The organism is Methylophaga muralis (assembly GCF_001720165.1).
In the GTDB taxonomy this organism is placed as follows: domain Bacteria; phylum Pseudomonadota; class Gammaproteobacteria; order Nitrosococcales; family Methylophagaceae; genus Methylophaga; species Methylophaga muralis.
On record NZ_MCRI01000004.1, the window covers coordinates 117,233 to 129,082 of the forward strand.

At 45.8% G+C, this 11,850-nt stretch carries 10 protein-coding genes; 2 read left to right on the forward strand and 8 right to left on the reverse strand.

Annotation, left to right across the window (positions count from 1 at the left end):
- The first annotated feature begins 178 nt into the window (after window positions 1-178).
- A complete protein-coding gene (locus tag A9E74_RS03755; protein WP_069295310.1) occupies window positions 179-997 on the forward strand; it encodes a class I SAM-dependent methyltransferase in 819 nt (272 codons plus the stop codon).
- A 41-nt stretch (window positions 998-1,038) separates the two neighbouring features.
- On the opposite strand, the gene A9E74_RS03760 is transcribed toward A9E74_RS03755, so the two are convergent.
- The 5 genes from A9E74_RS03760 to A9E74_RS03780 form a co-directional block, all read right to left on the reverse strand.
- Window positions 1,039-2,961: a TIGR00341 family protein gene (locus A9E74_RS03760; protein WP_069295311.1), complete on the reverse strand. Its 1,923-nt coding sequence runs from the start codon at window positions 2,959-2,961 to the stop codon at window positions 1,039-1,041.
- A gap of 100 nt (window positions 2,962-3,061) precedes the next feature.
- Window positions 3,062-3,787 (reverse strand): succinate dehydrogenase/fumarate reductase iron-sulfur subunit, encoded by a 726-nt coding sequence (locus A9E74_RS03765; RefSeq protein ID WP_069295312.1) that lies wholly within the window; start codon window positions 3,785-3,787, stop codon window positions 3,062-3,064.
- A complete protein-coding gene (locus A9E74_RS03770) occupies window positions 3,784-5,724 on the reverse strand; it encodes a fumarate reductase/succinate dehydrogenase flavoprotein subunit (protein ID WP_069295313.1) in 1,941 nt (646 codons plus the stop codon). The genes A9E74_RS03765 and A9E74_RS03770 overlap by 4 nt, the downstream gene beginning before the upstream one ends.
- Window positions 5,725-6,312: a succinate dehydrogenase/fumarate reductase transmembrane subunit gene (locus A9E74_RS03775; protein WP_069295314.1), complete on the reverse strand. Its 588-nt coding sequence runs from the start codon at window positions 6,310-6,312 to the stop codon at window positions 5,725-5,727.
- Window positions 6,312-6,815, reverse strand: a complete 504-nt coding sequence (locus A9E74_RS03780) for a hypothetical protein (protein WP_069295315.1) — start codon at window positions 6,813-6,815, stop codon at window positions 6,312-6,314. Before A9E74_RS03780 ends, A9E74_RS03775 begins: the two co-directional genes overlap by 1 nt.
- 430 nt (window positions 6,816-7,245) lie before the next feature.
- Between A9E74_RS03780 and metG the strand changes: the two genes are divergently transcribed.
- Window positions 7,246-9,264: a methionine--tRNA ligase gene (gene metG, locus A9E74_RS03785; protein ID WP_069295316.1), complete on the forward strand. Its 2,019-nt coding sequence runs from the start codon at window positions 7,246-7,248 to the stop codon at window positions 9,262-9,264.
- A 67-nt stretch (window positions 9,265-9,331) separates the two neighbouring features.
- On the opposite strand, the gene A9E74_RS03790 is transcribed toward metG, so the two are convergent.
- From A9E74_RS03790 to A9E74_RS03800, 3 genes are all read right to left on the reverse strand, one after another.
- On the reverse strand, window positions 9,332-9,766 hold the full coding sequence (locus tag A9E74_RS03790) for an Hsp20/alpha crystallin family protein (RefSeq protein WP_069295317.1): 435 nt from the start codon (window positions 9,764-9,766) through the stop codon (window positions 9,332-9,334).
- Window positions 9,767-9,904: 138 nt separating this feature from the next.
- Complete coding sequence (locus A9E74_RS03795) at window positions 9,905-10,561, reverse strand: response regulator (RefSeq protein WP_069295318.1); 657 nt, start codon at window positions 10,559-10,561, stop codon at window positions 9,905-9,907.
- Window positions 10,554-11,850: ATP-binding protein (locus A9E74_RS03800; protein WP_069295330.1), on the reverse strand; the 1,297-nt coding region annotated here is incomplete at its 5' end. The genes A9E74_RS03800 and A9E74_RS03795, both read right to left, overlap by 8 nt.

An 11,850-nucleotide genomic window follows, 5' to 3' on the forward strand; every position in this document is an offset into this window, starting at 1 on the left:
TGCGACAGGCAGATATAGAATCTCAGTCTGCTACATTGGGGTATAGCCTTTAAAACTACCTGCTAAGTACTCAGAAGACAAATTTACGACCAAAGGCGTTGAAAGTTTCCGGCAACCTTGAGCGTATCATGCAGTCAGTTAATACAGAATTAACATTGGTTTAAATAGGAAAAATTTTATGGCCTTACCACGTATTTATTCCCAGATTTTGCTTTTTTCACTGCTTCCACTTAGCCATTCATCATTTGCAACTGATTTGTTACAGACTACGATTGAAAGTCCCCATCGTGCCGAAAGCAATAAACAGCGTGATTCATATCGTCATCCTGCTGAGACGTTGAATTTCTTCGGTGTGACCGAAAATATGCGAATCGTCGAAATCTGGCCCGGACGCGGCTGGTACACCGAAATCCTTGCGCCTTGGTTAAAACAAGGTGATGGCGAGTTAATTGCTGCGGGATTTGCGGCTGACACAAGCTCAGCCTACCGGCAAACCATTCGCCAGGAATATAACGCCTGGCTTGAGGCTTCTCCTGAACTTTACGATGAAGTAGTGATTACTGAGTTTGGTCCTGAAACCAACTGGCAGTTTGCCGAACCTGCCAGCGTAGATGCCGTGCTGACTTTCAGAAATGTACATAACTGGGTACAGGGAGAATTTGCTGATCAAGCTTTTTCAGCCATATTCGACGTACTGAAATCCGGTGGTATTCTCGGTGTAACCGACCATCGGGCTAAACCAGACACATCAATTGCCATAATGAAAAAAAGCGGCTATCTCACCGAAGAATATGTGATTTCGCTGGCAGAAAAAGCAGGTTTTGTTTTGGAAGAAAAATCTGAAATCAATGCCAACCCTGCTGACACAGCTGATCATCCAAATGGTGTATGGACACTACCGCCTAATCTACGAGTTGAAAATGAATCTGATAAAGCTAAATATCAGGCAATTGGTGAAAGTGACCGGATGACCTTACGTTTTCGCAAGCCTTATTAATTGACCGCTCAGACCCTGTTTCTCTGAGTCTGAGCTATTCTTTATCGAATCACCCTGACAGCAATTTCCAATACAACCGGCTGCTGCAAACGTCGTTCTATTTCCTTTTTAACTTTATCCATAACCTCATCATCTACCGCGGTTTTTGACACCATGGTAAGACTGATAATCAACGGATCGCGCGGCCGGACCTGGACATCCACCAATTTCACACCGGCAATTTCCTGACCGTCTAACTGACGTAGCACATTGTTTTCTGCCACCATGCGATCAAAACCAATCGCCAAGGGTACCGCCAAAATAGCGACCATGACCAAGGTCAACATCAAACCGCGTTTCGCCCGGTGAAATGGGCTATACCCCAGGAACATAAAGGTGATTAACGCTGCCAAAATAATGCCAACCAGGTTGGTCAGATATAACAAAAACGCGCCAAAGAACACGGTCAAATCAAACCAGCCGAGACCAATGCCGGCAACGGCTAATGGTGGTACCAACGCCACCGCAATTGCCACACCTGCCAGACTTTTTGCCACTTCAGCTCGGGCATGTGCATAAGCCCCGGCAATACCCGATACCACGGCGACACCCAAATCCAATAATGTGGGGCTGATACGAGCTGCAATTTCAGTATTAATGTTATTCAGAGGAATAAACCAGGCGATTAGCATTGCACATAGCAGCGCGAGTCCTGTGCCTATGGCAATACTTTTACCACTTTCCAGCATCAATGATTCATCCTGACGCAAGGTGCCAAGAGACATGGAAATAATCGGTCCCATAAGTGGTGCCAGAATCATCGCGCCAATCACGACCGGAATAGAGTTAGCAAAGAGTCCGAAGGCTGCCAGTAAAGTCGAAAGCACCATCAAGGTTAAGTACGCAGGAGTCGCTTTGGCACTCTCTCGCATCAACATAAACAGATCTTTAAATTCTTCCGGTGCAGCATGATGCATCCATGGCAATGGATAACTGATCAGTTCATTTCGGGCCTTGCCTAATGGCAATGCCTGAGTACGAACGATTTCTTTCTGCTCGCCGCCACTCTCTGCTAAGGCCAACAATCGTCCCGGAATCAAACGAATGGTTCGTCGCTCGACTTTAAACTCAAGCTGCTGTGCTTCAGAAACCATTTCGTCATGGCTATATTGAATGGGTTTATTGGTTTCCAGTTTTAACCGGCTGCTTTTGAAAAAACCAACAAATGGTGGGTTATTTCGGCTCCATATATTGCGCATAAACAGCGAAGCAAACAGAAAACGTAACATTTCGAACACACTTCGTGGTGCCAACACCAGCGCATGCATCATGCCATCATTAGCATTGGAATCCGCCATAAAACGACGTGATAACACTGAGCTTCGCCCGTGTTCAACAGCAACCACACCAAAAGCAGCTGTTTCAATGACTTTCTCTTTCTGTGTGGTAATAGTGAATGGCGTAAACCGTACTTCTTTCAGACTACGCATCAGTCGCCAGAAACGTCGAACCCGAGCCCAGAACGGTTCAACCATCGCTTCCCCTGGCACCAACGTAAAGGTCTGCCCGACGATGACCGAATTAAAGACTGGCTGTTCATTACACAACATTAAATCAAGCTGTGAGGCATCGTTTTCCATAATATCGCTAAGCGCCTCGTCAAAACTGGCTGCGATACCAAAACCATAACGAGCATGCTTCATCTCAGGATGTGGCAATAAACCGATTGTCCATTCCTGTTCACGCGCCTGGAGCATTAATTCACGTAAACTTTCGTCATTCAGATAGCTGATGACTAACTGATCATCATCAAATTGATATTGCTGCCCTAGCTGGAAATTGTTAAGTCGTATCTCCCATTGCTGCTCCGGTAGCTTCGGCAAAATAGTCTCTTGCACAACCGCGTCATCGGCGACTGAAAACAGCAAGACTACCCGACGTTTTTCCGTCATCGAATCAAGTTTGCTGATCAGATCTTCTACCATCTAAAAACTCCGAAAGGGGATAAATGCGTTGTAGAGTAAGGCAACAGAAACTGCCTGAGCGACAGGTTTTGAGATTATTAAAACATGAATATTGTTAGATTTAACCTTGATATAGCAATTTATTCATTTTGCTAATGGTATCTGTACCTATCTGTTTCGGGCAAACCCGTTCACATTCCCGGTAATTACTGCAACTGCCAAAGCCTTCAGCTTCCATACGGGCTAACATTTTGGCGGGACGTTTTGTGTCCAGCTGTCCCTGTGGCAGGCTGCTCAAATGACTGACTTTGGCCGCAATAAATAAAGTAGCTGAGGCATTAGGACATACCGCTACACAGGCACCACAACCAATGCAGGTAGCCGCATCAAACGCTTTGTCTGCGACCGGCTTGGCTACTGGCTGAGTATTGGCTTCGGGTGCCGCGCCGGTTCGGACAGGGATGTACCCTCCCGCCTGAATGATTCGATCAAAAGCACTGCGATCCACCATCAAATCTTTTATCACCGGAAACGCTGTAGCTCGCCAGGGTTCAATCCATAATTCATTTTGATCATGATAGTCACGCATATATTGCTGGCAAGTAGTCGTCGCCTGATGTCGGCCATGCGGTTCACCATTAATCACCAGACTGCAACTGCCACAGATCCCTTCACGACAGTCATGATCAAATACAATCGCTTCTTTTCCAAGACCGATAAGCCGTTCATTCAAGGCATCAAGCATTTCCAGAAAAGAAGATTCGGGTTCTACTTCCAACTCATGCTTTTCAAAAAAACCGTCGTCTTGGGGAGTGGCCTGACGCCATATATGCAGAATAAAATTCATTGGTAATTCCGTATCCCAGGGCTGACAAAATCAAAATGTAACGGCTCTTTGATCAGTTTTGGCTGCACAACGTCACCGGTAAATTGCCAGGCCGAAACAAATCCGAAATCGTTATCACGCCGTTGTACTTCACCGTTACTGGTCAGATGCTCTACCCGAGCATGACAGCCACAGGACTCTTCCCGGCTCAGGGCATCAATACACATTAACTCACCCAGTTCCATAAAGTCGGCAACCCTGCCAGCTCTTTCCAGGGTTTGATTGAGCTGTTTATCGTTACCACTGATTTTAATTTCTCGCCAGAACTGTTCACGTAGTTGCTGAATATCCTCAATCGCCTGCTTTAAGGCAAACTCATTACGCGCCATGCCGCAGTGATCCCATAAGATCTTGCCCAGCCGACGGTGAAAATGATCTGGTGTGTGTTTGGGCTCAGGCGCATTGAGCAGGCTATCGAGCCGCGATTGCGAATAGTTCATAGCCTGCTGCACTTCGGGATAGTCTTTATCTTCCAAAGGCGTTTGCCTGGCAAGATAATCAGACACGGTGGTTGGCAGAATAAAATAACCATCAGCCAAGCCCTGCATTAATGCACTGGCACCCAGTCGATTGGCACCGTGATCGGAAAAGTTGGCTTCGCCGCCGGCAAACAATCCATCTACCGAGGTCATCAGATTGTAATCCACCCATAAACCACCCATGGTGTAATGCACCGCAGGATAAATCCGCATCGGCTGTTGGGTCGGATCTTCAGAAGTAATCCGCTGATACATATCAAACAGATTGCCGTATTTTTCGTTTATAACATCAGCGCCCTGCTCTTTGATAGCATCAGCAAAATCCAGATACACACCCAGCTTCTGACCATTGATTTCATGCCCAACGCCACGTCCGTCATCACAAATATGTTTGACCGCCCGTGACGCAATATCACGTGGCACCAGATTGCCAAACGCCGGATACATGCGCTCCAGAAAATAATCCCGATCCTGTTCCAGAATATCTCGTGGATCGCGCCCACAATCGGCCGGATTTTTCGGTGCCCAGATGCGACCATCATTACGCAATGATTCACTCATTAACGTGAGTTTGGATTGCAACTCGCCATGCTGCGGAATGCAGGTGGGATGTATCTGCGTAAAACAGGGATTGGCAAATAATGCTCCGTGTTTGTGAGCACGCCAGATAGCCGAGGTGTTACAGCCCTTCGCATTGGTCGACAAGTAAAAGGCATTACCATATCCACCGGTGCAAAGCACCACACAGTCCGCGAGATGGGAACTTAATTCCCCGGTCAGTAAATCCCTGACCACGATCCCTTTGGCCTTGCCATCGATTTTGATCAGATCCTGCATTTCACAGCGTGAAAAATGCTCAATATGACCTTCGGCAACCTGCCGGCTCATCGCCTGATAGGCACCAAGTAATAACTGTTGACCGGTTTGACCACGTGCATAAAAGGTTCTGGATACTTGCGCCCCGCCAAACGATCGATTGGCCAGATAACCACTGTATTCACGGGCAAATGGCACACCTTGCGCTACAGCCTGGTCAATAATCGACGTACTCAGTTCCGCCAGACGAAATACATTGGATTCGCGGGCCCGAAAGTCGCCGCCTTTAATCATGTCGTAAAACAGTCGCCAGACACTATCACCATCATTATGATAGTTTTTAGCGGCGTTAATACCGCCCTGAGCCGCAATACTGTGTGCCCGGCGAGGACTGTCCTGATAGCAGAAGGTTTTCACCTGATACCCCATCTCAGCCAGTGAAGCCGCTGCAGAAGCACCTGCCAGCCCCGTACCAACCACAATCACCCGGTAACGTTTTCTGTTAGCCGGACTGACTACTCGCAGATTGTATTTATGCTGGGTCCAGCGTTGTTCCAACGGACCTTTCGGGGAAAAGCTGTCTAATGGTTGTTCGTCAGTCATTTATGCTTTCCAGTAGGCCACTATTGGTACGATGGCAAATCCCACCACCAATAACACGACAATTGCAGTGCTGATCCAATAAAACTGTTTTGAGGTTTTGCCAAGGGTTTGCAACACATTGGTTAATGAATGCTGCAAATGCAGTCCAATTAACAGCACGCCACCCAGATAAATCGCTAATTGCCAGACTGAGCTGAATAAGGTGACTGTCTGCCCGTATATATCAGCACCGCCAAACGACCACATTTGCGCCATATGCCAGACAATAAACAGCAGAATCAGCGTGATAACAATGGATACCAGCCATGCGGGAATAAAATGATGTTGCCGGTGATGATAGGCATGAATTCTGGCCTTGCTGTTATGCAATCGAATCTGCACAGCCACAATCACGTGAAACATCAATGACGCTGCCACTAATATCCATAACGGCCAGCGAATCAGTGGTTGGTTATAGAAATCGTAAAACGCCTGATATTGCTCGGGGCTGAAAAAGCTCAGATTACTGAGCATATGAAAAATCAGATAAGCGGACAGCACCAGACCGGCCATCGCCATCAGGCGTTTTTTAACTTGCAGCAGTGCCATCAGCTCTCCCGACTCATTGCAATTTGATCGGTCTCCGATAACGGTTCGAGTTTTTCACGCTGAATGGTACGCACACAGCTGTTCCAACGCAGAATAGCTTCATCATTATGATCAGGTCGCATTTGCTCAGCCTGCTGATAACATCCTAACGCTTTAATAAAATAATCGTAGGCAAAGGCCCGCGACATCGGTTGCGTCAGCATAAAGCGGGCGCGCCGTTCCAGCACAATCCCGGTGTAGTAAATCTGTTTATATTCGCTGCTCAGTTTTGCGATCGCTACTTCAATGTCCTGAAACGGCGACTGACTGCCGCTAATACTAACCTGATCAGTTAAAGCCAGAATGTAAACGACTAATGCCGACTGATTTTCCGGCTCGATATTAAGGATATCCAGACAGATACTTTCAGCGATTTCGGGCTCTAACAATGAGCGATATTGTCGCGCCCGATCCAGAGCCAGCTCAATTGACTCGGCATGTATGTCATGTAAATTCAGGTCCATCAGGCTCTCTTACTGCTAGGAATTGCCGTCACGGCAGATATAGCCTCAATCTAAAGCAATTGGCATGGCTTTTCAACGCAACCATGCCACATTATTCAAAATAGAGTCTGAGAGGGTCTGTTAACCTTTCATAGTCACCACTGCTGGAGGCTATTTTTTTGTCCAGCAAGGCGGAAATGATGCTATGTAGTCGTTCTACATAAATCATTTACAACGCAGTTGGACGGAAAAATAGTCCCAGCCCTTCGGGTTGAGGCTGAAAAGGCACCACTCTTCGTTGCTCGTCGTTTATTTAGAATGACTAAACTGCTCTCCTCGCGCCTTGATTGGTGCCTTTTCAGTCACAACAGTGGTGACTATGAAAGGTTAACAGACCCTAGTTAATCTGTTATCTTTGACAGTTTTCTAACGGCTTAATTCCGGTTTATTTATGCAACGAAAAATTCTGGTCACCAGCGCACTTCCCTATGCCAATGGATCTATCCATCTGGGACATCTTGTTGAATATATTCAGACAGATATCTGGGTGCGTTTTCAAAAAATGCGCGGCCACGAATGTCATTATGTTTGCGCCGATGATGCGCATGGCACTCCGATCATGTTGCGCGCACAAAATGAGGGCATCAGCCCGGAACAGTTAATTGCCGACGTCAGTACAGAACATCAGGCCGATTTTGCCGAGTTTGCGATTGGTTTTGACAATTATCACAGTACCCATAGCGAAGAGAACCGCCAACTGGCCAGCCAGATTTATCTGGCGAATCGTGATGCCGGGCATATTGAAAGCCGCACCATCAGTCAGGCCTATGATCCGGAAAAAGAAATGTTCCTGCCGGACCGGTTTATTCGCGGTGAATGTCCCAAATGCGGTGCCGCTGATCAATATGGTGATAACTGTGAAGTCTGCGGTGCGACTTACGATCCAACTGAATTAAAAAATCCTGTGTCTGCGGTTTCCGGTGCGACGCCGATCACCAAAGAGTCAGAACATTATTTTTTCAAACTGGGTAATTTCGAACCGTTATTACGTGAATGGACCCAAGGTGATCATTTACAGGCCGAAGTTGGCCGCAAGCTTGGCGAATGGTTTGACAGTGGTTTGCAAGACTGGGATATCTCACGTGATGCACCCTACTTTGGTTTTGAAATTCCCGATGCACCAAATAAGTTTTTCTATGTGTGGATGGATGCACCGATTGGCTATTTAGCCAGTTTCAAAAATTACTGCGACCGCAGTGGTGTGGATTTTAATGAATTTATGCGTGCCGACAGTCCAACGGAAATGGTGCATTTTATCGGCAAGGATATTATCTATTTCCACGCCCTGTTCTGGCCAGCCATGCTGAAAGGCGCTGGTTTCAGATTACCGAATCGTGTTTATGCCCATGGTTTTCTCACGGTTGATGGCAAAAAAATGTCCAAGTCGCGTGGCACTTTTATCAAAGCCCGCACTTATCTGAATCATTTGAATCCGGAATATCTGCGTTATTATTTTGCGGCCAAACTCAACAACACCATTGAAGACATCGATCTGAGTCTGGAAGATTTCCAGAATCGTATTAATTCTGATCTGGTTGGCAAGGTGGTGAATATTGCCAGTCGTTGTGCCGGTTTTATCAATAAACGTTTTGAAGGAAAATTAAGCGATGCTTTGGCTGATGAAGCCTTATTCAGATCATTCACCGATCAATCTGAGTCGATTGCCAAGCGTTATGACAATCGCGAGTTTGCTCAGGCAATGCGTGAAATCATGGCATTAGCAGATAAAGCCAATCAGTATATTGATGAACAAAAACCCTGGGTGCTGGCGAAAGAAGAAGGCAAAGACGCAGAAGTGCAAGCCGTTTGCAGCATGGGCATCAATCTGTTCAGAGTGCTGATTGCCTATCTGAAGCCCGTATTACCTCGCACGGCCGAACAGGCTGAGGCTTTCCTGAATATTGCTTCGTTACATTGGGCAGATATTGAAAAACCATTACTGGGCCACACCATTTCAGTATTTAAACCGCTAATGACGCGTGTTGAACAAGACAAAATCGACGCTATTGTTGAAGAGTCAAAAGAGAATATGACAGCGACTCCTGCTCCGACAAAGAACACTGAGAATATTGATCCGATTGCCGAAGAAATTCAGTTTGATGACTTTGCCAAAATTGACTTACGCATCGCCAAAATCGTTAATGCCGAACATGTCGAAGGGGCTGAAAAGCTACTGAAACTCACTCTGGATATCGGGCTGGCAGAAAAACAGGTATTTGCAGGCATCAAATCCGCTTATGCACCTGAAGATCTGGTTGGTAAATTAACCGTGATGGTCGCCAATCTGGCCCCACGTAAAATGCGTTTCGGTTTATCAGAAGGCATGGTGCTGGCTGCAGGCCCTGGAGGTAAGGACTTGTTTATCCTCAACCCTGATGAAGGTGCCACCCCAGGTATGCGGGTTAAATAAAACCGCACATTATTAAAGCTAAAAATAAAAGGCTCTAAAAGTTAACTTTTAGAGCCTTTTCAGTTTCTTACTGAACATTCACTTCAATGCGTTTGGGTTGCAGCTGCGGCATTTTAGGGATTATCAGCTCCAATACACCATCACGTGATGTCGCATTAATTTGTTCGACATCAGCGGTTTCAGGTAAGGTAAAGCGACGCATAAAGCTGCCACTGAAACGTTCAATACGTTTGTAATTATCTTTCTCTTCAACCTTGTTGCTGTCGCGAACGCCTTTAATTGTCAGCAGGCCGTTTTCTGCCGTTACTTCGATATCTGCGGCTTTAACGCCCGGTAAATCGGCATGAATAATAAAGTTTTCTGCATTTTCCTGAATATCCACAGCCGGTGTCCAATCTTCCTGACTGAAGTTGGTTTCCGTCGCCGGTACCTGAAATAAGGACGACATTTCACGTTGCAGGTTATCAAGCAAACTGTAAGGTCTGTATCGTTGAATAGCCATAAAACACCTCCAAAACTTTTTCATCACGAAGACGAACAATGTCTTCTGATCGACAAAATTGGGATGCCTTAAAATAATTCAAGAGGTCTGTTGATTTTCTAATTAAGTTCTTAACTATCAATAGACTGAAAACAATTTCTAATGTTTGATAATACCCAGCACAACAGCAATATTGGCCAGATCAGCAGTGGTGTTAACGTTCAGTTTATTTTTTATCTGTGTGTTGTAGTTCGCGACGGTTTTATAGCCTAAGTGCAACTCGGCAGCCACTTCATGCGCTGTCATTCCTCTCGCTGTCAGGCAAAACACATCAAACTCTCTTGGTGACAACAGTTCTACTACTTGACCGTAATGTAAGGTATCCGACGGATGTCTGAAATCATCGATATTCGGCAGGATATCCTGTTCTATATATCTTTTGCCCTGAGATACCGCTAAAACAGCTTCTGCCAGCACCTCGGCCGCACTGTTCTTTGTAACATAACCTCTTGCGCCCGCCTGAATAGCACGTTCTACATAAATGGACTCATCGTGAATGCTATAGACCAAAACCGTGGCTTGTGGATCTTGTTTTTTTAAACGACGAATGGTTTCCAGGCCTCCAATACCAGGCATAGATAAATCCATTACCACCACATCGGGCCGCTTTCGGTCATATTCATGACAAGCTAACTCACCACGATCGACATCGACAATAGTACCGATAAACGGTTGGGCGTCCAGCAACATTCTAAATCCCGCCCGAACTACTTGGTGGTCATCTACCAATAACACACTAATCTTTTTTTCATTCATTTTCTGGTTTCTCAATGATTGGCATCCATGCGCTTACACAAACGCCATTACCCGCCTCAGATTCAAATCTGAACCGGCCTCCCATATTTTCTACTCGTTCTCGCATCGCCAACACACCGAAACCATGTCCTGATGATTCACCACCTTGCCCATTATCTCGGATCCGCATGACTACACGAGGGGAAGTCTGCTCGCCTTCCTGTCTGATAACTAATGTTACCTCAGATGCATTAGCATGACGCACTACATTTGTCAGACATTCCTGCGCAATCCGATAAACATGAATAGCCAGTTCATGCGCGACATTATCCAGACGTTCGTCATAATCCAACTTGATCACTAAATCGGGGTGGCGTCTTCGCCATTCGCTTACTAAATCAGATAATGTCGCACCTAAGCCTAGATCAGCCAGACTTAATGGATGCAGGGTTCGCATCATTGAACGAACAACGCCGGCCAAATGGTTGCAAATTTCTGTAATGGATTCAGAGATTTTTGTAACATTTGCGCCTGGTTGACGAATAGCGGTCGACATGGCTTTTACTGCAGTAAGTGACTGCCCCATTTCATCATGTAATTCGCGAGATAAATTGCGTCTTTCCGATTCCTGGATCTGCATGGTATGGCGGGCTAACGCCTGATTATTATCTTTCGCTACCTTCAATGCGTCAGATAAACGGTTAATTTCAGTCGCAATGGCGTCAAATTCACTTATTTTGAAAGGGGGTAATTTACGTCCATATTGTCCTGACTCAACCCTGCGTAACCCCACAACAATACTGCGAACAGTTCGCAACATTGAATTAAACACAATATTTATAGCTAGAAAAATGACCCCAATCATGGTCATTACCGACCAGAAATAGGCTACAGATTCTTCCCATGTCTCAGCAATTTCATCTAACGGATCTGCACGAACGATAAGTTGCTTCACTCTTCCATCGGCGAGCCTAACATCATAATTGGCAGAGGGATAAGTCGTTTTTACAATACGCACAAACCAATCGGGTGGAAATTTTTCATCCGTATTTTCAGCGGCAAACCACTCTACTTCTTCGCCAGCTTCATTAAGAATACTAATATGTAAGTGTCGGGTATGCTGAATGGCACTGACTTGTTGTAACCATTCATATTCAGTCATTGAGGTGCGGGATAAATGGCTAAATCCTAAATCCATCATTTGTAAGGCCATATTAAAAGAAGAATTCACTTCTCTTTCAACCGACTGACGCACCTGCCAAATCGTTAAAATACTGCCGAAAATACTAATAATGATCACCGAAAATAGG

What these genes read in the sequence shown, in the direction of transcription:
- A9E74_RS03770 (WP_069295313.1), bottom strand. Translation starts at nt 5,724, where the DNA reads ATGACTGACGAACAACCATTAGACAGCTTTTCCCCGAAAGGTCCGTTG.
- A9E74_RS03775 (WP_069295314.1), bottom strand. Translation starts at nt 6,312, where the DNA reads ATGGCACTGCTGCAAGTTAAAAAACGCCTGATGGCGATGGCCGGTCTG.
- A9E74_RS03760 (WP_069295311.1), bottom strand. Translation starts at nt 2,961, where the DNA reads ATGGTAGAAGATCTGATCAGCAAACTTGATTCGATGACGGAAAAACGT.
- A9E74_RS03795 (WP_069295318.1), bottom strand. Translation starts at nt 10,561, where the DNA reads ATGAATGAAAAAAAGATTAGTGTGTTATTGGTAGATGACCACCAAGTA.
- metG (WP_069295316.1), top strand. Translation starts at nt 7,246, where the DNA reads ATGCAACGAAAAATTCTGGTCACCAGCGCACTTCCCTATGCCAATGGA.
- A9E74_RS03780 (WP_069295315.1), bottom strand. Translation starts at nt 6,815, where the DNA reads ATGGACCTGAATTTACATGACATACATGCCGAGTCAATTGAGCTGGCT.
- A9E74_RS03755 (WP_069295310.1), top strand. Translation starts at nt 179, where the DNA reads ATGGCCTTACCACGTATTTATTCCCAGATTTTGCTTTTTTCACTGCTT.
- A9E74_RS03790 (WP_069295317.1), bottom strand. Translation starts at nt 9,766, where the DNA reads ATGGCTATTCAACGATACAGACCTTACAGTTTGCTTGATAACCTGCAA.
- A9E74_RS03765 (WP_069295312.1), bottom strand. Translation starts at nt 3,787, where the DNA reads ATGAATTTTATTCTGCATATATGGCGTCAGGCCACTCCCCAAGACGAC.